Source organism: Acidobacteriota bacterium (assembly GCA_016184105.1).
In the GTDB taxonomy this organism is placed as follows: Bacteria; Acidobacteriota; Vicinamibacteria; order Vicinamibacterales; family 2-12-FULL-66-21; genus JACPDI01.
The window spans coordinates 1-19567 of record JACPDI010000052.1; the positions used below are offsets into that span (position 1 = coordinate 1).

Here is a 19567-nt window from a genome sequence, read left to right on the forward strand (position 1 = left end):
GCACCGCCGGGCACATCGATCACGGCAAGAGCACGCTCGTTCGCGCGCTCACCGGGATCGATCCCGACCGGCTGAAGGAGGAAAAAGCGCGCGGCATCACGATCGACCTCGGGTTCGCGCACGCGGAGGTGGACGACGTCCACATCGCGTTCGTGGACGTGCCCGGGCACGAACGGTTCGTCAAGAACATGCTCGCCGGCATCGGGGGGATCGACGCCGTGCTGCTCGTCATCGCGGCCGACGAATCGGTGATGCCGCAGACGCGCGAGCATTTCGACATCTGCCGGCTGCTGCGCATTCCCTCAGGCGTCATCGCGCTCACCAAGTCCGACCTGGTCGATGCCGACACGCTGGAGCTCGCCACGCTCGAAGCGCGCGAGCTGGTGGCGGACACGTTTCTCGCCGGCGCGCCCGTCATTCCCGTTTCGGCGACAACCGGAGCGGGACTCGACGCGCTGCGGCGCGCGCTGGCGATGCTGCGCGGCGGGCGTGAAGGCGCCGCCTCCGGCGAGGCCGTACGGCTTCCGATCGACCGCGTGTTTTCAATGAAGGGCTTCGGCACGGTGGTCACCGGCACGCTCGTGTCCGGGCAGCTGCGCCAGGACGACGAGCTTGTCGTCGCGCCGGCGGGGCGCCGCGTGAAAGTGCGCGGCTTGCAGGTGCACGGGCGGGCCGCGAGCGTCGTGCGCGCCGGGCATCGGGTCGCCGCGAACCTGGGCGGCGTCGAGGTCGCGGAGCTCACGCGCGGCGAGACACTCATCACGCCGGGCGCGCTCGAGCCGACGCGACGCGCGGACGCGGTGCTGGACCTCCTGCCGTCGGCAAAGCCGTTGCGCCATGGCGCGCGCGTGCGATTTCACCACGGGACCGCCGAGCTGCTCGGACGCGTGACGCTCGCGTCGGGAGCCGAACTCGCGCCTGGGGAGCGCGGGCATATCCGGATCCGCCTCGAGTCGCCGACCGTGCTCGCACGTGGAGACCGGTTCATCCTGCGCGCGTATTCCCCCCCCGTCACAATCGCCGGAGGCGCGGTGCTCGATCCGTCTCCTCCGCGGGGCGGCACGCGCACGGAGGCGGGACGCCGGCGGATGGCCGCGATCGACGAGGCGGTGGGCGCGAAGCGTGTTGCCGCGGCGCTGATCGAAGAAGCCGGGGGAGCGGGGCTGCCGCGTTCGGCGCTCGCCGCCCGGAGCGGCGTGGCACATCGTGAGGTGGGCCCGCTCGTGCGAGCGCTGGAAGCCGAGGGCGTTGCGCGCGATCTCGGCCCGGTTGTCGTGGCGGCGCGCGTTCTCGACGAGCTCGCTCGTGACGTGCTCGCGGACCTGGAGGAGCACCACCGCGCCCAGCCGCTTTCCGAGGGGCTGCCCCGCGAGGAACTGCGCACGCGCCGCTTCTCGCGCGCGGCCGACGCCGTCTTCGACGCCGTCCTCGACGAGCTTGCAGCCGGCGGAAAGATTGCCGGCCGTGATCGCGTGGCGCTGGCCACGCACCGGGTCGAGCTGTCTCCCGAGGAACAGCGCGCGCGCGACGCCATCGAGAGCGCGTTTCGCCGCGCGGCGCTCACGCCGGCGTCAGCCGCGGACGTTGCGACCTCGCTCGGGCTCGACACGGCCCTGGTCGATCGCGTGGTGAAGCTGTTGACGCGGCAGCGCGTGCTCGTCCGCGTGGAAGGCCTGCTCTTCCACGGCGATGCGCTCGCGAGGCTGAAGCGCGACGTGCTGGCGCTCAAGTCCGGGAGTCAGCCGGCACAAGTCGATGTCGGGTCCTTCAAGGAGACGTTCGGGGTCTCGCGCAAATTCGCGATCCCGCTGCTGGAGTACCTCGACCGGGAACGCGTGACGCGACGCGTGGGGGACACACGCGTTATTCTCTGATGCGGGGCGGGACCGACCAGACGGCCGGCCTCAGGCGTCGTCTTTGCGCGCGCCGTCCTTCGTGGCGTCCTTGAAGTTCCGGATGCCCCTTCCGATCCCCCTGCCGATCTCCGGCAGGCGGTTCGCGCCGAAGATCAGGATGATGATGAAGAGGATGATGAGCATCTCGGGCAAGCCGAGGCGGCCGAACATAGGGAACTCCTTGCGGGCGATTGTAGCACCAACGGCCGTGCTGGCGGCGCTGTCGTTCGGTGGCGCCTCCGCCGCCGGGCCGCAGTTCGCCACGCAGGTGAACCTGGTCGAGGTCTACGCCACGGTGACCGACGAGCGCGGGAACGTCGTGACGAACCTCGGGCGCGAGGACTTCGATGTCCTCGAGGACGGCCTGCGGCAGCAGGTGACGGCGTTCACTCGCGGTGAGTTTCCGCTGGCCGCTGCCGTGGCCATCGACCGGAGTTTCAGCATGGGGGCGGAGCGGCTGGCCGCCGCCAAGAGCGCCGCGCGCATCCTCCTCGGCGCGCTGCGGCCGGCAGACGAAGCGATGGTGATCGCGATCGGCAGCGAGATCGAGGCGCTGGCGCCGCTCTCAACGGATCGTCGCGCGCAGTACCGGGCGGTGGACGGGCTCGATCGCTGGGGCACGACGTCGCTCCACGACGCGATCATCGAAGCGCTGAACGCGATCCAGCCGGCGCGCGGGCGCCGCGCGCTCGTGCTGCTGTCGGACGGCGACGATCGCTACAGCGAGGCAAGCGCCGGCGACGCGCTCGCGCGGGCGCGCAACGCCGACGTGCTCATCTATCCCATCGCGATCAGCGCGCGGCGGCCGCCGCTCTTCTCCGAACTCGCCGCCCTGACCGGCGGCCGCTCCGCTCATCTGCGCGACGCGCGCGCCTTGCCGCAGGCACTGCGGGAGATCGCCGAGGAGCTGCGACACCAGTACCTCCTTGGCTACACGCCGACGCGCCCGCTCGACGACAGGGGCGAGTGGCGCGCCATCACCGTGCGGGTGAGGAAACCAGGCCTGCAAGTCCGCGCCCGCGACGGCTATCTGGTGCACTAACTCTTCACCGCAGAACCCACGGAAGTCGCAAAAACGTCTTTTGAGTCGGCCCCAGGCCGTTCCGCGCGTTCAGCGCCTTCTGCGGTGAGAAGGTGCCGCTACCGCCGCGCGCGTCTGAGCCGCGCGAGTTCAAGGGCCAACCCGAACTCGAAGGTGCGCAGCAGCCGGCGCGCCAGCGTGCGGTACGGCTGTTCGCCCGCGACGAGGTCCGCCATCACGGCGCCGATCTTCGGGCTCGCCCGGAGTGCGTGAATCAGCAGACCGGTCAACCTGGGCTGAAAGAACCCATCCTTGAGGGCGGCCGCGCGCGCGAGCTCCGGCAGGATCTCGTCGCCGAGCGATTCGCGGAAACGTGCGGGCACATCGCGTCCGCCGAGAATCGCATCGGCGGCCAGGTCGGCCGACTGCAGGGCGAAAAAGATGCCCTCGCGCGTGATCGGATCGACCAGCCCTGCCGCATCGCCGACAAGGAGCCAGCCGTGCCCCGCAGGGCGCTGCTGCTCGATCGCCCTGGCAGAGAGTGACGGGATGGGCCAGCTGTACGGCTCGGGGGTTCCCTCGAAACGCTCGCGTGCGATCCATCGACTCGCCACCGCGCGCAGTTCGGCCGCCGTGGACCGATCGGCCTGCGCGCAGATGCCGACCGCGAGGTGATCCGCGCGCGGAAACGACCAGAGGTATCCGGCCGGACGGCTCTCGAATTCGACGATGATGTCCCGCGACGTCGGCCCGTGCACGAAAAAGCCGGTCGCGATCGACAGTTCCGCGCGGCTGAACGGCGCCAGCAGGCGGCGCCGCACCAGGCTGTTCGCGCCGTCGGCGCCCACGATCCACCGCGCCTCGATCGCGGCACCGCGTTCCAGCCGCACGCGCGCGCCGGTGGATGTCGCCTCCACATCACGCGCGCGCTCGTGCACGGGGGCGGCGCCTGCCGCGACAGCACTGTCGTAAAGCCGCCCGTCGAAATCCGCGCGCGGGAAAATGATCAGCGCCGTCCCGGACGTCACGGCGGTCCCGTGGGCCGGCGGCGGGGAAGCCGGCAGGCTCACCACGGCGCGCGCACCGTTCTGCACGAACACGGCGCGCTCGACCGCTACGCCGTGTGGCACCGGTGCCCCCGAAAGCTGCGCGGAAACGAGCCGCAGCGCCCGGCCTGTCACACCGCCGCCGCACGGTTTCTCGCGCGGGTGGCTGCCATCGACGAGCGCCACGTGCGCGCCGGCGCGCGCCAGGCGCCACGCCACGCGCGCCCCTGCCGGACCGCCGCCCACTACTGCTACGTCGTACGGCACCGCGGTGTTATTCTAACGAGGTCGGATGTCGCATCCATTGGTACTCGCGCTCTACCAGAGCGCCGACGGCGCCGCGCTGGGCGCCCGTGCCGCCCGCGAGCTGGGCCTTCCGGCCCAGCAGCTGTCGGTGGTGGCGCGCAATATCGGCGCCACGCCCGGCGCGGATATCGAGGACTCGCGCCTCGCCGCGCGATTCGGCGAATTGAGCGCGCACCTGCTCGCCGCGATGGCGCTCGTGTTGCCGGGCGTCGGCCCCATCGTCGCGTCGGGGCCGCTTGCCGCGGGGATGGGCGAGGCCGCCGGGCATGTCGCGGGGGATCTGAGCGCCATCCTGTCGGGTGCCGGCGTATCGACCGATCGCGCCGACCGCTACGAGCGGGCGGTCGAGGGGGGCGCGATCCTCTTGGGCGCGCACGTGGGGGACGCCACGCTCGTCCCGCGTGTGTGCCAGGCGCTCGAACGGAGCGGCGGGACAGAAGTCACCGTCGCGGACTGGAAAGACTGACCCCAATGGACCTGGCCACGGATCGTTTCACGATTGGCGTGTTCAAGGACGTCGCCTCGGCGGAAAAAGGCATCGAGGCGCTCGTGCGCCATCATTTTTCGCTCTCGTCGCTCTCCCTGATCACCATCGCGTCTCCGGAGGCAGACGGCCTCGTGCAACGCGTGTTCGGCGGGCGCCCGTCGATCGGCGAAGTCAAGAATGTCGGCCAGGCGGTCCTCCAGGGACCGCTGATCGCGGCGCTCAACGCCGGTGAAAATGGCCTCGCCACGCTCGGACTGGCCGCGAGCGCGCGCCATGCCGGCTTTCAGCCGCACGACGGCGTCATATTCGAGAGACTCGTCGCGCGCGGCGGTGTCCTGGTGGGTGTGTCCAGCGAGGGACGCGCCTCCGATGCCCTCGCGACGCTGCACGCCTACGGCGGCGGCAACGCCGCGATCGGTACCTGGGCCGGCCGCGTCTAACCTTCACGGGCCGCCGTTTCGCGACGCCCGGCGTAAGTGTCACCCGCCTTGCCGTCGATTGAGGACGGTGTCGGCGTGGATTCGCCAGAAAACGCGGCATTTCGGCTCAGGTATCGCTTTTGCAGTTGCGCCTCGTTCGAGGCTCGTGGAGAATGACAGCGGTGGCCCTCCAAGCAGACGCGGGACAGAGGCCGCAGGGCTTTCTGAATGAGCGTCAGCTCTTCGTCGTGCCGCGAGAGAGACGGCTCGGCGCGCTGAGTGCCTCGTTCCTCGTGCATGTGGGCGGCGCGATCCTGGCCGTCATCATCTCGCGGTTGCCGCCGCCCGAATCGACACAGGTCTTCCGGCCCACCAATCCAGACCAGATTGTGTGGCTGACCACACCCGGACCAGGCGGCGGTGGCGGCGGTGGGGGGAACCAGAACCCGGCGCCTGTCCAGAAGCTCGAGGTCCCTGGCAAGGAAAAGCTGAGCGTCCCGGTCGACAAGAAGCCTGACCTCACGCCGCCCGAAAAGCCGAAGGACGAGCCGAAGCCCGAGCCGACCCTCAACATTCCGGCCCAAACGATGGCCTCCGCCCTCGCCACGCTTCCCGGCACCCTCGAAGGACTACCGGCGCCGACTGCCTCGCAGGGCACCGGTTCCGGTGGCGGAGCGGGCACGGGCTCGGGGACCGGCAGCGGATCGGGGCAGGGCAGCGGCCTGGGCGAAGGGTTCGGCGGGGGGACGGGCGGCGGGTATTACCGCCCCGGCAGCGGCGTCGAAATCCCGCGGATCATCAACGAGGTCAAGCCGCAGTACACCGCTGACGCGATGCGCGCCAAGGTCCAGGGTGTCGTCGAGATGGAGGCGGTGGTGATGCCGGACGGCACGGTGGGCGAGGTGCACGTCACGCGCTCGCTGGATCGCACCTTCGGCCTCGATCAGAAGGCCATCGAAGCGGTCAAACAGTGGCGCTTCGCTCCGGGCACGCGCCTCGGCAAGCCGGTCGCGGTGCTCGTGACCATCGAGCTGACGTTCACGTTGCGCTAGGTGCCAGAGGCGAGGTACCGGAGGCCAGGTACAACAGAAAAGGCCCGGCAGAATCCTGCCGGGCCTTTTCCGTTGTGCTTTCGTTTCGTCGTACCTGGTACCTGACCTCTGGTACCTGGCCTCCGACTAATACATCCCACCCATGCCGCCGCCCGCGCCCGGCATCGGAGCTTCCTTCTTCTCTTCCGGAATCTCCGAAACCATCGCTTCGGTCGTGAGCAGGAGCGACGCGATCGACGAGGCGTTCTGGAGCGCCGTGCGCACGACCTTCACCGGGTCGATGACGCCAGCCGACACCAGGTTCTCGTACTTGTCGGACGCCGCGTTGTAGCCCTCTTCGCCCTTCGCGTCCTTCACCTTCTGAACGACGATGGAGCCTTCCTGGCCGGCGTTGGTGGCGATCCAGCGGAGCGGTGCTTCGACCGCCTTGTGAATCAGCTTGATCCCGACCAGCTGGTCCCCTTCGGCCTTGAGGTTGTCGAGCGCCTTCGACGCGCGAATCAGCGCCACGCCGCCGCCCGGGACGATCCCCTCTTCGACGGCCGCCTTGGTCGCGTGCATCGCGTCCTCGACGCGCGCCTTCTTCTCTTTCATCTCGGTCTCGGTGGCCGCGCCGACCTTGATGACGGCAACGCCGCCCACGAGCTTCGCGAGGCGCCCCTGCAGCTTCTCGCGATCGTAGTCCGACGTCGTCTCGTCGATCTGGTGGCGGATCACCTTGACGCGCCCCTCGATCGCGCCCTGCGCACCGCCGCCCTCGACGATCGTCGTGTTGTCCTTGTCGATGACGACCTTCTTCGCCTTGCCGAGGTCCTCCACGCGGACGTTCTCGAGCTTGATGCCGAGATCCTCGGTGACCGCCTTGCCGCCGGTCAGCGTGGCGATGTCTTCGAGCATCGCCTTGCGGCGATCGCCGAAGCCCGGCGCCTTGACCGCGGCGGCCTGCAGCGTGCCCCGCAGCTTGTTGACGACGAGCGTGGCCAGCGCCTCACCGTCCACGTCCTCCGCGACGATGACGAGCGGCCGCCCCGCGCGCGCCACCTGCTCGAGCAGCGGCAGCAGGTCCTTCATCGAGCTGATCTTCTTCTCGTGGATCAGGATGAACGGGTTCTCGAGCACCACTTCCATGCGCTCGGGATCGGTCACGAAGTACGGCGAGAGATAGCCGCGGTCGAACTGCATGCCTTCGACGACCTCGAGCGAGGTCTCCATGCTCTTGGCTTCCTCGACCGTGATCACCCCGTCCTTGCCGACCTTGTCCATCGCTTCGGCGATGATCCTGCCGATCGTCTCGTCGCTGTTCGCCGAGATCGTCCCGACCTGCGCGATCGCCTGGCCGCTCACCGGCTTGGCCTGCTTCTTCAGCTCTTCGACGAGCACTTCGACGGCCTTCTCGATGCCGCGCTTCAGTTCCATCGGGTTCGCGCCGGCGGCGACGTTCTTCGCCCCCTCGCGATAGATCGCCTGCGCCAGCACGGTCGCCGTCGTGGTGCCGTCACCGGCGATATCCGATGTCTTGCTCGCGACCTCGCGCACCATCTGCGCGCCCATGTTCTCGAGCGTGTCCTTCAGCTCGATTTCCTTCGCCACCGTCACGCCGTCCTTGGTGATGGTCGGCGAGCCGAACTTCTTGTCAAGGACGACGTTGCGTCCCTTCGGCCCAAGCGTCACCTTCACCGCGTCGGCAAGGGCGTTCACGCCGCGCAGGATCGCCTGGCGCGAGTCCTCTCCGTACACAATCTGCTTCGCCATTGCGTCAAACCCTCCGTGCGCCGGCCTGAAGGCCGGCGGCTACACGTGCCTGAAGCCTAAACCCTGAATCCTGAACCCTGTTCAGGCTTTTACTTCTCGATGACGCCGAGGACCTCTTCCTCGCGCATGATCAGGTACTCGTCGCCATCCAGCTTGATCTCCTGGCCGGAGTACTTGCCGAACAGCACCGTGTCCCCTTCCTTCACGTCGAGCGGCGTGATCTTGCCGTCCTTCTCGACGCGCCCCTTGCCGACGGCCATCACCCGCCCCTGCTGCGGCTTTTCCTTGGCCGTGTCAGGGATGATGATCCCGCCGACTTTCTGTTCCGACTCCTCGAGCCGCTGCACGATGATGCGGTCGTGAAGCGGTCTCACCTTCAGCTTTGTCGCAGTGGTCGCCATCTCTGGTTCCCCCCACCAAATAGAGGTTGTTGTTAAAAACGTTGCGGCTCGCGCCGGTCAAAAGGTGGCCCCCCTGCAGGGTTAGCAGTCAATGGGGCCGACTGCTAATTATATGTCAGCAGTCGAGGGTGTCAACTGCTAACGGGGGCTTCCTGAACCTTAGGCGGCGCCCTTCCGCTTGATCCGGTACTCCGTGACCTTGCGGGTCATGGTGTTGCGGTGGAGGCCGAGAACGTCCGCCGCCTTGCAGAGGTTGCCCTTGGACCGGGCCAGGGCCTTGGAGATGAAGACGCGCTCGAATTCCCGCCTGGCATCCTCGTAGAGGATGCCGCGGTCGAGCATTTCCTGGACGAGCTTCTCCAACTGGTCGCGCACAGGCGCTCCTGGACTACTTGATCTCCCGCCCGGACAGCAACCGGTGGGCCTCGAGATACTTTTCGCGCGTGCGCAGCACGACGTCGTCAGGGAGCGACGGGACGGGGGGCTGCTTGTTCCACTGAATCTGTTCGAGGTAATCGCGGACGAATTGCTTGTCGAAGCTGGGTTGCCCCCGGCCCGGCACGTACGCCGACTTCGGCCAGAACCGCGAAGAGTCTGGGGTTAACACCTCGTCGATCAGGACGAGGTGGTCGGGGCCGTCGCCGCCGGCCAGCCCGAATTCGAACTTCGTGTCGGCGATGATGATGCCGCGCGACTCGGCGTGCGCCACCCCCTGGCGATACAGCTCGAGCGTCAACTCGCGCAGCCGCCCCAGCAGCTCGCGCCCGACGATGGCGGCCGCGTCGGCTTCGCTGATGTTGATGTCGTGCCCGGTATCCGCCTTCGTGGCGGGGGTGAAGATCGGCTCAGGCAGCCGGTCCGACTCGCGGAGCCCCGCCGGCAGCTTGATCCCGCACACGCTGCCGCTCTGCTGGTACTCCTTCCAGCCGGACCCCGACAGGTAGCCGCGGGCCACGCACTCGAGTGGCAGCGGCTCGGTCCGTCGCACCAGCATCGCGCGGCCGCGCAGTTCCGCGGCGTGCGGCTTGAACACGGCCGGAAACCGATCCACCTCGATCGAGATCAGGTGGTTCGGCACGACACGCGCCAGGTGGCCGAACCAGAAGGCCGACAGCTGGTTCAGAACCTTGCCCTTGTCCGGAATCCCGGAACCGAGCACGTAGTCGAATGCGGAGATCCGATCGGTGGCAACGATCAACAGTTGATCGCCGACCTCGTACACGTCGCGTACCTTGCCGCGACGGAAGAGCGACAGCCCTGAATAAGAAGTGTGTATGAGCGGAGCAGCGGAGAGCACGACGCCTCGATGAAAGAGAGGCCATGCTACAGAGGCGCGGCCTTCACGTCAAGCAGCACGTGGAGCTCACGTGGAGCTCACGGACTTCAAGGCAAAAGGACACTACCTTTCAAGTGCCTGCGTCTTTCATCTCACCACGATATCTCCGTGCGTCGTGCGGAGCGAGAGCGTGGGGCCGCCGCCGCGGATCGCGCCCTGTGCGATGGTGGTCTGTCCGGTGCGCGCGGGCGCCGGCGCCCGCTCGGGCAGGCGGATCTCGCCGTTTTCCACGGTGGCGTCGAGCGTGAAGCCCCCGTGCTCGGGCAGCCGAACGTTGACGTCCTCGTCGGTCGTGATTGCGCTGATCGGCACCGGTCTTTCCAGCGCGATCCTGATTTCCGTTCCGCGGGCGTCCACGCGCGCCTGCTTCGCCAACCGCGTCACTTCGATGCTGCCCTGCGAGAGGTCGGCGGTCAGAGTACCGGCAAGCCCCTCGATATCGAGATCCACGCGGTTGCCATCCACGTCGAAATCCCCGGCGATGTCGCGGGCGCGGCACGTTCCCCCCGTCAGGTCGAGCCGCACGGGGCCATCCACGCCCGCGATCGTCATCTCCGATCGGCGGGCGGCGAGATCGATCGCCTTCACGTGTTCGAGTGTCAGCTCGCCGCCGTTGTGCGTGCCGCGCACGATCCCGGCGATCGCCGACACGGTGGCGGGTCCGCGCGTGTTGTCCAACTCCACGCCTCCGAGATTCCGGGCCTCGAGGCGGCTGACGCGCGACACGCGGACCCGCAGGCGCCGAGGCAGCCTGATCGTCATCATCGCGCGCTGGCGTCCTTCGCGCGGGTAGGACATTTCGAGCGACAGCAGGTCGCCGGCGCCGCTCGTCTTGAGGACGGTCTTCTTGCCAAGCGCGCGAGCCTCGTTCTCGTCGAGGCCGGTGGAGTAGACCTGGAGCGTCGCGATGGCTTGCGCGCCGTCGGTTCCCTCGATCCGCAAGTCGCCCGGTCCCACGAGGCGCACTTCGGCGATGCCGGCGCCGATTGGAATCGCCTGCGTGCGTTCGTCTGCGAGATACTCGTGCCGCGCCCCCACTTCGCGGCGGATGTTGTCAATCATGCCGCGCAGCGAGAAACCGCGTCCCTCAGGTTTGGGAGGCGCCGTGGCCTGGTAGAGGATCGTCCCCAGGAAGACGAACGCCAGGATGAGGACTAACTCGCGTTTACCCATAGACTTGGCGGCTATTTCTGTAGTAGAGTTGCGAGGAATCGGGCGGTCGCCAAAATCCAGATTCCAGCGAACGATTGTAATCCCATCAATAGATGACAGTCCGCGTCCGTACCGCGCTCATCCTCCTGCTTACGGCCGGCCTCCTGGCGTTTTTCGTTCGCAACGCCGACCTTGCGGGCGTGTGGGCCGAGATGCGGCGCGCCGATCCCGGCCTGCTGCTCGCCTCGTTGTTGTTTACGGCCGCCACCTATGCGCTCCGCGCGTGGCGCTGGCAATACCTGCTCCGGCCGATTGGCCGCGCCCCGTACGCGCCTGCGCTGCGCGCCACGATTATCGGGTTTGCGGCCTCCGCGCTGTTGCCGGCCCGGGCCGGCGAGATTATCCGCCCGTATCTGCTGGCCCGCCGCGAGGGATTCAGCACGGCCGCCGCCTTCGCGACCATCGTGCTCGAGCGACTGCTGGACCTCGTCACGGTCCTCCTGCTGTTCAGCGCCTTTCTGCTGTTCTTCGATCCCGGCCTGGCCGTGACCGATGCGCGCACGTTTGCGGCCATTCGCGTGGGGGCGGGCGGCGCCGCGGTGACGGCGGTCGTGGGGCTCGCCGGGCTGGCCGTGCTCGCGGGGCACCCGGAGCGGCTTGGCCGCGCGGCGGGCCGGCTCGAGCGCTGGCTGCCGGCGCGCATGGTCTCGGTGCTCGAGCGGCTCGTCGCCCGCTTCGCCGCGGGGATGGCGGTGCTCAGGATGCCCTCCGAGCTGGCGCGGGCGATGGCCATCTCCGTGCCGCTCTGGATGTCGATTGCCGCGGGAATCTGGCTCGCGGCGCGGGCATTTCATATTACGTTGCCCTTGACAGGATCGTTCCTCGTCATGAGCCTGCTGGTGGTGGGCGTGGCGGTGCCCACGCCGGGGGCGATCGGCGGCTTCCACGCCGCGTTCCGCATCGGCGTCACCGCGTTTTACGGGGCGACGGAGGAGCAGGCGGTTGGCGCCGCGATCGTACTCCACGCGATCTCGTTCGTGCCCGTTTCGGTGGCCGGCATCGCGCTGATGGCGCACGAGGGCCTTTCGCTCGGCCGCATGCGGAGCCTGGCGGGACACGCCGGGCACGCGGAATCACTCGGAGCTGACGCATGAAGTGCCCGTTCTGCGGCAACCTCGGGGACAAGGTCGTCGACTCCCGCGAGTCGAAAGAAGGGGAAGTGATCCGTCGCCGCCGCGAGTGCCTGGAGTGCGGGCGGCGGTTCACCAGCTACGAGCGGATCGACGAGATCCCGTACATGGTGATCAAGAAAGACGGGCGCCGCGAGCGCTTCGAGCGGCAGAAGCTGATCGCCGGGCTGCTCAAGGCGTGCGAGAAGCGCCCGGTCAGCGTGTCGTCGCTCGAGGCGATCGCCGACCGCGTCGAGGCGACGCTGCAGGATCGCCCGGAGAAGGAGATGTCCACCGACGAAATCGGCGCGTTCGTCATGCAGGAGCTGAAGGGGCTCGACAAGGTGGCGTACGTGCGGTTCGCGTCCGTCTACCGGCACTTCCGCGACATCGGCGAGTTCATGAGCGAGTTGAAGGACCTGCTCAACCCGGAGAAGTAGATGCGAGAAGCCGTGCTCTCGTGCGTGCTCGTCGCCGCGACCGCGCAGGCCGCCGCGGGCCAGGACATCCGCGTGCGCCCGGTGCCGCGCGACGGGCGAATCTACGTGTCGTTCTCGATGACCGAGGCGTTCTCCGAGGACATGCGCGACGCGATCCGGAGCGGGCTCGAGACCAGCTTCAGCTACGACGTGGAGCTGCGCCGCGGCGGGCCCTTCTGGTTCGCGAGAACGATTGCCGCGACGGTGCTGACGGCAACGGTCCGCTACGACAACCTGACGCGCCGCTACCACGTCACGCGCGCGCAGGACGGCCGCGTGGAAGGTTCCGAGGTGTTCGACAGCGAGGCGGAGGTGCGCCGGTGGCTGACCTCGTTCGAGCGGATGCCGCTGTTCAGCACCGAGCGCCTGGAGGCCAACGCGGAGTATTCGCTGCGGGTCCGCGCGCGGACGCGCCCGCGGCGCGGCGGGCTGCCGTGGCCGTTCGGCCGGCACGAGGCGGCGGGGCTGGCCAAGTTCACGTTCATTCCCTGAGATGGCGCTGTCCCTGCGCGATGCGCCGCCCGCGCTGAAGGCGCCCCCGGGGGGCGCGGGGCCGAAGCCTGTTCCGAAGGCGCCGCGCCGTCGCTTCACCGACAACCCCCGGCTCATCATCCTGGGCATCCTGCTGCTCATCGCCGGTGTGGTGGCGATGGTGGCGTTTGCCGATCGATCGACCGAGCTGTACCCGGACTTCCTCACCGAGGTGGTGCTGTCGGCGCTGCTCTTTGTCGACCTGACGCTGGTCGTCGTGCTCGCGTACCTGCTGGCGCGCTACATCGTGAAGCTGATCGTCGAGCGCCGCAAGGCGCTGCCCTTCGCGCGGTTCCGCGCCAAGCTCGTGGCCGCGCTGCTGGCGATGACGATCGTGCCGGCCGTCCTGGTGCTCATCATCGGCAGCGAGGTGATTCGCAACAGCACGGACCGGTGGTTCAGCGCGCCGATGGACCAGGTCCTCGAGTCCGCGAACCGGATCGCGGCCGATTTCTATGCGGAACGCGAGCGGAGCGTCGTCGATCACGCGGCGCGGATCGCGCGCATGCTGCCGCCCGACGCGGTCGCGGGCGGGGACGTCGAGCGGCTGCGTGCGGCGCTGGCCCCCGAGGTGCAGCAGCAGCGCGTCGGCATGCTGGAGGTGTACCGGGCCGTCGAGCTGCCGGCGGGCGGCTCGACGCGGCGCGATGCCGAGGCGTTGCTCGCCGTCGAGTCTCCGTCGCTGCCTCGCGGCCACGTCCGGGCCGCGGCCGACCGGCTGGCGTCGAGGGTCATCGCCGCCGGGCGCGCGCAGACGCAGCATGACGGGCTGGAGCGGGGGGGCGAGCTGGTGCGGGCCGCGACCATCGTGCGCGGCGCCGACGGCCGCGCCGCGGGGGTGCTCATCGCCAGCGACTATCTCTCGGGCGAGCTCGCGATGCACTCGCGCCGGATTACCAACGCGTTCGAGGATTACCGGCAGCTCAGGGTTCTCAAGGGGCCGCTGCAAGGTGTGTATCTCTCGTTCTTCCTCATGATGACGCTGATGGTCCTGTTCAGCGCGACGTGGATGGGGATGTACGTCGCCAAGCGCATCACGCGCCCGGTGCAGATGCTGTCCGAGGGCGCCAGGGCCATCGGCGCGGGGCACCTGGACCACCGCATCGAGCAGGAAACCGCCGACGAATTCGGCTCGCTCGTGGACGCCTTCAACACCATGGCGGCCGAGCTCGCGCAGAGCCAGCGCAAGCTCGAACGATCGCGGATCGATCTCGAGCGCAAGAACGCCGAGATTGAAGACCGTCGCCGATACATCGAGACGATCCTCGAGCGGATCGCCACCGGCGTGGTCTCGATGACCGCCGACGGGCGGATCTCCACCGTGAACTCCGCGGCGACGCGCCTGATTGGCCTCGATCAGTCGAGTATCGGGGCCGTTGCGGCCGAGGTGTTCAATCGCGAGGACCTCGAGCCGCTCGGCGCGCTGCTGCGGCGCGCCTCGGCGCAGCAGGCGTCGACCTCGGCGCAGGAGGTCGCGCTCGCGCGCGACGGGCGCGAGCTGTTTCTCGCCGCCGCGGCCACGCCGCTGCCGGTCGGCACTTCCGGGCGTTCGGCTGCCGACGATCCGCTCGTCGGCGGGACCGTGCTGGTGTTCGAGGACGTGACGCCGCTCATCCGGGCGCAGCGCGTCGCGGCGTGGCGCGACGTGGCGCGGCGGCTGGCCCACGAGATCAAGAACCCGCTGACGCCGATCCAGCTGTGCGCGGAGCGCATGCGGCGGCACTTCGCCGCGGCCCCGCCCAACGCGCGCGCCCTCGCCGAGGAGTGCACCGCGACGATCATCTCGGAAGTCGAGTCGCTGAAGGCGCTGGTCGACGAGTTCGCGCAGTTCGCGCGCATGCCGGCGCCCCGGGCCGTGCCCGGCAGCCTGCACGCGCTGCTCGACGAAACGCTCGCGCTCTACGACGGCCTGTTCCGCGCGATCCGGATCGAGCGGGAGTACGCGCCCGAGCTGCCGCCCGTGCGCCTCGACGCGGAACAGATCAAGCGCGTGGTCATCAACCTGGTGGACAACGCGGTGGAAGCGATCGGCGCCGTGGAACGGGAAGGGGCCGCGCCGGCGCCTGGCCTGATCACGCTGAGCACCTCGCATGATCCGGCCAACGGGGTCGTGCGGCTGGTGATTGCCGACAACGGGCCCGGCATTTCGGCGGCCGACCGGGAGAAGCTGTTCATGCCGTACTACTCGACCAAGCGCCGCGGCAGCGGCCTCGGCCTCGCGATCGTGCGCCGCATCATCATCGAGCACGGCGGGAGCATCGAGGTCAGCGACAACACGCCGCGCGGCACGAAGTTCACGATCGAGCTGCCATGCTGAAGACGGCGCTCCCCCTGGCGTTGCTCGCGGCCGTTGCGGTTCGAATGGAGCGGCTGTGAGGCCGACGGTCCTGATCGTCGATGATGAAGCCGGCGTGCGCTCGGCGCTGAGCGGCGTGCTCGGCGACGAGGGCTACGAGGTGGAGGCTGTGGCGTCCGGCGAGGCGTGCCTCGACCGGCTGGCGCGTGGCCCGGCCGACGTCGTCGTCCTGGACATCTGGCTGCCGGGCATGGACGGCCTGGCAACGCTCGCGCGGATGCGCGAGCGCCGCGTGGACGCCGAGGTCATCATGATCTCGGGGCACGGCAACATCGAGTCGGCGGTGCGGGCGATCAAGCTGGGGGCCTTCGACTTCGTCGAGAAACCGCTCTCGCTCGAGAAGACGGTGCTCGTCGTGCGCAACGCCCTGCGGCAGCGCCAGCTCGAGGCGGAGAACCGCGCGCTGCGCGCCACCGTGGACAGGCGCCTCACCATGGTGGGGGAGAGCTACCTGATGGCGCAGCTGCGCGAGCAGGTGGCGATGGCGGCGCCGACCAACGGCCGCGTGCTGATTTACGGCGAGAACGGGACGGGCAAGGAGCTGGTGGCGCGGACCGTTCACGCGATGAGCCGGCGCAGGCACGGCCCGTTCGTCGAAGTGAACTGCGCGGCGATTCCCGAAGAGCTCATCGAGAGCGAGCTGTTCGGGCACGTCAAAGGCTCGTTTACCGGCGCGGTGGCCGATCGCCGCGGCAAGTTCGAGCTCGCGGACGGTGGCACGCTGTTCCTCGACGAGATCGGCGACATGAGCGTGAAGACGCAGGCCAAGGTGCTGCGCGCGCTGCAGGAACAGGTCGTCGAACGGGTGGGCGGGTCGGCCACCATCCGTGTGGACGTGCGCGTGCTCGCCGCCACCAACAAGGAACTGCCGTCGGAGATCCGGGCGGGGCGTTTCCGCGAAGATCTCTATTTCCGGCTCAACGTCATCCCCATCTTCGTGCCGCCGCTGCGGGACCGCGAGGCGGACATCGCCCTGCTGGCGGACCATTTCATGGCGGAGCTTGCGCGGGAGTACGGCCGCCGGGTGAAGCGGTTCGATGCCGCGGCGCTCTCGAAGCTGCGCGCGTACCGCTGGCCCGGCAACGTGCGCGAGCTGCGCAACGTGATCGAGCGGCTGATGATCATGGTGCCGGGCGACGTGATCGCGCTGGCCGACCTCGCGTTCCTCGAGGGCAGTGTCGCCGAACCCGCCGCCGCGTCCCCGTCCGCGACGGTGTCGAGCCTGCACGACGCGCGCGAGCAGTTCGAACGGGACTACATCCTGCGAGCCCTTGCCGCCCAGAACGGCAACATCTCGCGGACCGCCGAAGTGCTCGGCGTCGAGCGCAGCAACCTGTATCGCAAGATGCGCGCCTTCGGCATCGCTCCCGCGCGGAAGAACGAAGAAGAAGAGCCGGCTTGACGATCGCCACCACAAAGGCCACCAGGGGCACCAAGCGGAACACGAATCGGCCTCGATAGGCCTGAAGACCTTGGTGCCCCGTCTTGGGGATCCTGGTGGTCTTTGTGGTTCATCCGTCGCTGTTCCGCAGCTTGTTCTCGAGCACCTGATCCGCGGTGAAGCGCTCCAGCTGCAGGTAGAACTCCGCCGTCCGCACGAGCGCCTCGGACGGCACCAACCCGACGATCTCGCTTTCCAGGATCGCGACGCCGTAGCGCGCGGCCTCACGCTTCACGGTGTCGAACACGCGGAAGATCGGCGTCTTCTCGTAGTTGGTCAGGTTCATCGACACCTGCGCGATCCCGCCGCGATCGTCCAGGCGCACGCCCATCGCCTTCACGTAACGGTAGCCGCCGCTGCTGTGCCGGATCGCGGCGGCAATCCTCTTGGCGACGTCCAGGCGATCGGTGGCCAGATTGATGTTGTAGGCAATGAGCGGCATGCGCGCGCCGACGACGGATGCACCCGCCGTCGGGTGAGGCCGCGCGGGACCGTAATCCGGCGCCCACCCGGGCGAGGCCATCTTCGCCGCGAGACCCTCGAACTCTCCCCGCCGGATGTCTTCCAGGTTCCTCCGCGCGGGGTTCGCCGACGCCTCTTCGTACAGGAAGACGGGCACGCCGTACGTCTCGGCGACCGCTCCGGCCACGTCCTTCGCCAGCGCCACGCACGCCTCCATGGTGGCCCCCTGGATGGGGACGAACGGGACGACGTCGACCGCACCGACGCGGGGGTGTTCCCCCTTGTGCGTGCGGAGGTCGATCGCCGGCAGCACCTGGCCGTACAGCGCGAGGACCGCCTGCTTGAGCGGCGCGGCGTCACCGGCCATCGTGAACACGGACCGGTTGTGGGACGCGTCCGAGCAATGATCGAGCAGCCGCACTCCCGGCACCGCGCGGATCGCGGCGGCGGCGCGTTCGACAAGGTCGGTCCGGCGCCCCTCGCTGATGTTCGGGACGCACTCGATGATCGCCATAAGTGCTCTTGTACCACCATTTCCATGTATAATGCTGCGCGGCCTTCACACTTTTTCTGATGTCCGATCCGCAGCGCGAGCAGGCTTCATCCGCCAACGGCGCCGCCGGCCCCACCCGCGACGCGCGGATCGAAGAACTGCTCCTCACCGGCCTCGATCACTACTTCGCCAGCCGTCACGCCGAAGCCATCAACGTCTGGACCCGCGTGCTGTTCCTGGACCGGTCGCACGCGCGCGCACGCGCCTACATCGAGCGGGCGCGCAGCGCGATTGCGGAACGCCAGCGCGAGTCCGACGAGCTGCTGCAGCGCGGCATGGCGGCCTTCCACGATGGCGAGGCACAGGTCGCCCGCCGTCTGCTGACGCGCGCGGCCGAGCGCGCCGGATCGCAGCAGGAAGAGGCGCTGGCCGTGCTCGGCCGCATCGAGCGGCTCGAGGCGGCTGCCACGGGTGAGACGCCGGCCAGCCACGAGCGCCGCCGCGGCCGTACCCACGCCGACGCGCATTTGCCGGCGCGGCGCCCGCTGGTCTGGCTCTCGGTCGTCGTCGTCATTGCGGCGCTCGCCACGATCGCGGCTCTTGTCGCGACGCACCGCGGCCGCGCGCCGTCGTGGATGGCGCTGCTGCCGGGAGAGAGGCCGCAGGTCGCCTCGATGGCGCCGGTGCCGCTGCCCACGCCGCAGCCGGGCGAGGTGGCGCTGGTGCGCGCGCGCGCCCTGTATTCCCGCGGGCGCTTGTCAGAGGCGCTCCGCGTCCTGGACGAGGCGGCGAGCGGCGAGACGGCATCGGCTGAAGCGGATGCGCTCCGCGCCGAGATCCAGCGCCTGCTGCTTGAGGCGGCGGGCGCGCGGCTGCCCGCCGCGGCGCCGGTCTCGGCCACACCGGGAGCCGGCCGATGAGATGTCCGAAGTGTCACTACATCAGCTTCGAGTCGTCGAATCGTTGCCGCAACTGCGGATATGATTTCTCGCTCGCCGAGCCGCCGGCGCCTGCACCCGCCGAACTTCCGTTGAACGATCGCGACGAGGACCCGGTGCCGCCGATGGAGCTGTCGCTCGCCGGGGTCGAAGGGCTCGACCGGCGCCGCGCGCCGGAGCCCGTGGAGCCGTTCGCCGTCGATCGCGTGCAGGCCGGCGATGCCGCGACGCCGTTCGACCTGCCGCTGTTCAAGTCCGCGCGGGAGCCCCGCGCGCCGATCGCGGTTCGCCGCCCCACGCCCGATGCGCGCCGAATGCGATCGCGCTATGCCGTCGCGGAAAGTCCGCGGCTGGCGCTGGAGCCCCCTGCGCCGGAACGCGCCGCCGAGCTCGAGGCGGACGAGGATGCCGATCGCCTGGCGGTTCCCGCGGCGGTCACGCCGGCGCCCCCGGGCCGCCGGCTCCTCGCGGCGGCGCTCGACCTCGCGATTCTCGGCGGCATCGACGTCGGGATGCGCCGGCGGCATGCAGGCGCTTCCGATCGTGCCGCTCGTCACCTTCCTGTTGCTGCTCGATGCCGGCTACACCATCACGTTCACCGCCGCCGTCGGCCAGACGATCGGCAAGATGGCAACCGGCATCAAGGTCGTCGACAATGACAGCGACAGCCAGCCGCCCTTCGGGTTCGCCGTGCTGCGCACCGCGGCGTATGCGGCGTCGCTCCTGCCGGCCGGCCTCGGGTTCCTTCCCGCGCTGCTCGGCAAGGACCGCCGCGCGCTGCACGATCGCCTGGCCGAAACTCGCGTAATCTATGGGGTCAGGTCGTGATCC

General features: G+C 69.1%; 21 protein-coding genes. 12 read left to right on the forward strand and 9 right to left on the reverse strand.

The features are described 5' to 3' along the window. The coding region (gene selB, locus HYU53_17440) for a selenocysteine-specific translation elongation factor (protein MBI2222975.1) at positions 1-1874 on the forward strand (1874 nt) is incomplete at its 5' end. Positions 1875-1904: 30 nt separating this feature from the next. On the opposite strand, the gene tatA is transcribed toward selB, so the two are convergent. Further along, a complete protein-coding gene (tatA, locus tag HYU53_17445) occupies positions 1905-2066 on the reverse strand; it encodes a twin-arginine translocase TatA/TatE family subunit (GenBank protein ID MBI2222976.1) in 162 nt (53 codons plus the stop codon). Between the two features lie 10 nt (positions 2067-2076). On the opposite strand from tatA, the gene HYU53_17450 reads away from it, so the two are divergent. After that, positions 2077-2937 carry a VWA domain-containing protein gene (locus HYU53_17450; GenBank protein ID MBI2222977.1) on the forward strand — a complete coding sequence of 287 codons (861 nt, stop codon included), beginning with the start codon at positions 2077-2079 and terminating at the stop codon, positions 2935-2937. Between the two features lie 98 nt (positions 2938-3035). Here the strand turns inward: HYU53_17450 and HYU53_17455 are convergent, their stop codons facing one another. Further along, the gene (locus HYU53_17455; protein MBI2222978.1) at positions 3036-4229 is read right to left on the reverse strand and encodes an NAD(P)/FAD-dependent oxidoreductase; all 1194 of its coding nucleotides are present in this window, start codon (positions 4227-4229) and stop codon (positions 3036-3038) included. Positions 4230-4254: 25 nt separating this feature from the next. Between HYU53_17455 and HYU53_17460 the strand changes: the two genes are divergently transcribed. From HYU53_17460 to HYU53_17470, 3 genes are all read left to right on the forward strand, one after another. After that, a complete protein-coding gene (locus HYU53_17460) occupies positions 4255-4734 on the forward strand; it encodes a hypothetical protein (protein MBI2222979.1) in 480 nt (159 codons plus the stop codon). 5 nt (positions 4735-4739) lie between these two features. Further along, the gene (locus HYU53_17465; GenBank protein ID MBI2222980.1) at positions 4740-5195 is read left to right on the forward strand and encodes a hypothetical protein; all 456 of its coding nucleotides are present in this window, start codon (positions 4740-4742) and stop codon (positions 5193-5195) included. A gap of 161 nt (positions 5196-5356) precedes the next feature. Then, complete coding sequence (locus tag HYU53_17470) at positions 5357-6226, forward strand: TonB family protein (protein ID MBI2222981.1); 870 nt, start codon at positions 5357-5359, stop codon at positions 6224-6226. A 126-nt stretch (positions 6227-6352) separates the two neighbouring features. On the opposite strand, the gene groL is transcribed toward HYU53_17470, so the two are convergent. From groL to HYU53_17495, 5 genes are all read right to left on the reverse strand, one after another. Then, positions 6353-7978, reverse strand: coding sequence for a chaperonin GroEL (groL, locus tag HYU53_17475; GenBank protein MBI2222982.1), 1626 nt, complete (start codon positions 7976-7978; stop codon positions 6353-6355). Positions 7979-8067: 89 nt separating this feature from the next. After that, entirely contained in the window at positions 8068-8379 is a 312-nt protein-coding gene (gene groES / locus HYU53_17480) for a co-chaperone GroES (GenBank protein ID MBI2222983.1), read from the reverse strand. Between the two features lie 159 nt (positions 8380-8538). Continuing rightward, positions 8539-8754, reverse strand: a complete 216-nt coding sequence (locus HYU53_17485; GenBank protein MBI2222984.1) for a histidine kinase — start codon at positions 8752-8754, stop codon at positions 8539-8541. Between the two features lie 13 nt (positions 8755-8767). Beyond that, positions 8768-9676 (reverse strand): phosphoribosylaminoimidazolesuccinocarboxamide synthase, encoded by a 909-nt coding sequence (locus tag HYU53_17490; protein MBI2222985.1) that lies wholly within the window; start codon positions 9674-9676, stop codon positions 8768-8770. 126 nt (positions 9677-9802) lie between these two features. Further along, complete coding sequence (locus tag HYU53_17495; GenBank protein ID MBI2222986.1) at positions 9803-10888, reverse strand: DUF4097 family beta strand repeat protein; 1086 nt, start codon at positions 10886-10888, stop codon at positions 9803-9805. A gap of 92 nt (positions 10889-10980) precedes the next feature. Between HYU53_17495 and HYU53_17500 the strand changes: the two genes are divergently transcribed. From HYU53_17500 to HYU53_17520, 5 genes are read left to right on the forward strand one after another with little or no spacing between them, the layout of a single operon-like run. Beyond that, positions 10981-12021: a flippase-like domain-containing protein gene (locus HYU53_17500; protein ID MBI2222987.1), complete on the forward strand. Its 1041-nt coding sequence runs from the start codon at positions 10981-10983 to the stop codon at positions 12019-12021. Then, positions 12018-12476 carry a transcriptional repressor NrdR gene (nrdR, locus tag HYU53_17505; protein ID MBI2222988.1) on the forward strand — a complete coding sequence of 153 codons (459 nt, stop codon included), beginning with the start codon at positions 12018-12020 and terminating at the stop codon, positions 12474-12476. Before HYU53_17500 ends, nrdR begins: the two co-directional genes overlap by 4 nt. Beyond that, positions 12477-13007 carry a DUF4390 domain-containing protein gene (locus HYU53_17510; protein ID MBI2222989.1) on the forward strand — a complete coding sequence of 177 codons (531 nt, stop codon included), beginning with the start codon at positions 12477-12479 and terminating at the stop codon, positions 13005-13007. It abuts the gene before it with no gap. A 1-nt stretch (position 13008) separates the two neighbouring features. Beyond that, positions 13009-15363 (forward strand): HAMP domain-containing protein, encoded by a 2355-nt coding sequence (locus HYU53_17515; GenBank protein MBI2222990.1) that lies wholly within the window; start codon positions 13009-13011, stop codon positions 15361-15363. Between the two features lie 55 nt (positions 15364-15418). After that, positions 15419-16804 (forward strand): sigma-54-dependent Fis family transcriptional regulator, encoded by a 1386-nt coding sequence (locus tag HYU53_17520; GenBank protein ID MBI2222991.1) that lies wholly within the window; start codon positions 15419-15421, stop codon positions 16802-16804. Between the two features lie 109 nt (positions 16805-16913). Here the strand turns inward: HYU53_17520 and ftcD are convergent, their stop codons facing one another. Further along, positions 16914-17819 carry a glutamate formimidoyltransferase gene (ftcD, locus tag HYU53_17525; protein ID MBI2222992.1) on the reverse strand — a complete coding sequence of 302 codons (906 nt, stop codon included), beginning with the start codon at positions 17817-17819 and terminating at the stop codon, positions 16914-16916. Between the two features lie 59 nt (positions 17820-17878). On the opposite strand from ftcD, the gene HYU53_17530 reads away from it, so the two are divergent. Continuing rightward, positions 17879-18718 (forward strand): hypothetical protein, encoded by an 840-nt coding sequence (locus tag HYU53_17530; protein MBI2222993.1) that lies wholly within the window; start codon positions 17879-17881, stop codon positions 18716-18718. A gap of 16 nt (positions 18719-18734) precedes the next feature. On the opposite strand, the gene HYU53_17535 is transcribed toward HYU53_17530, so the two are convergent. Beyond that, the gene (locus HYU53_17535) at positions 18735-19034 is read right to left on the reverse strand and encodes a hypothetical protein (GenBank protein MBI2222994.1); all 300 of its coding nucleotides are present in this window, start codon (positions 19032-19034) and stop codon (positions 18735-18737) included. Between the two features lie 107 nt (positions 19035-19141). Between HYU53_17535 and HYU53_17540 the strand changes: the two genes are divergently transcribed. After that, complete coding sequence (locus tag HYU53_17540) at positions 19142-19564, forward strand: RDD family protein (protein ID MBI2222995.1); 423 nt, start codon at positions 19142-19144, stop codon at positions 19562-19564. The last annotated feature ends 3 nt before the right edge of the window (positions 19565-19567 follow it).

Bases quoted from the DNA above. Each gene is read 5' to 3' on its own strand.
- tatA (MBI2222976.1), bottom strand. From the start codon at position 2,066: ATGTTCGGCCGCCTCGGCTTGCCCGAGATGCTCATCATCCTCTTCATC.
- HYU53_17460 (MBI2222979.1), top strand. From the start codon at position 4,255: ATGTCGCATCCATTGGTACTCGCGCTCTACCAGAGCGCCGACGGCGCC.
- HYU53_17465 (MBI2222980.1), top strand. From the start codon at position 4,740: ATGGACCTGGCCACGGATCGTTTCACGATTGGCGTGTTCAAGGACGTC.
- groL (MBI2222982.1), bottom strand. From the start codon at position 7,978: ATGGCGAAGCAGATTGTGTACGGAGAGGACTCGCGCCAGGCGATCCTG.
- groES (MBI2222983.1), bottom strand. From the start codon at position 8,379: ATGGCGACCACTGCGACAAAGCTGAAGGTGAGACCGCTTCACGACCGC.
- HYU53_17495 (MBI2222986.1), bottom strand. From the start codon at position 10,888: ATGGGTAAACGCGAGTTAGTCCTCATCCTGGCGTTCGTCTTCCTGGGG.
- HYU53_17500 (MBI2222987.1), top strand. From the start codon at position 10,981: ATGACAGTCCGCGTCCGTACCGCGCTCATCCTCCTGCTTACGGCCGGC.
- nrdR (MBI2222988.1), top strand. From the start codon at position 12,018: ATGAAGTGCCCGTTCTGCGGCAACCTCGGGGACAAGGTCGTCGACTCC.
- HYU53_17510 (MBI2222989.1), top strand. From the start codon at position 12,477: ATGCGAGAAGCCGTGCTCTCGTGCGTGCTCGTCGCCGCGACCGCGCAG.
- HYU53_17515 (MBI2222990.1), top strand. From the start codon at position 13,009: ATGGCGCTGTCCCTGCGCGATGCGCCGCCCGCGCTGAAGGCGCCCCCG.
- ftcD (MBI2222992.1), bottom strand. From the start codon at position 17,819: ATGGCGATCATCGAGTGCGTCCCGAACATCAGCGAGGGGCGCCGGACC.
- HYU53_17530 (MBI2222993.1), top strand. From the start codon at position 17,879: ATGTCCGATCCGCAGCGCGAGCAGGCTTCATCCGCCAACGGCGCCGCC.
- HYU53_17540 (MBI2222995.1), top strand. From the start codon at position 19,142: ATGCCGATCGCCTGGCGGTTCCCGCGGCGGTCACGCCGGCGCCCCCGG.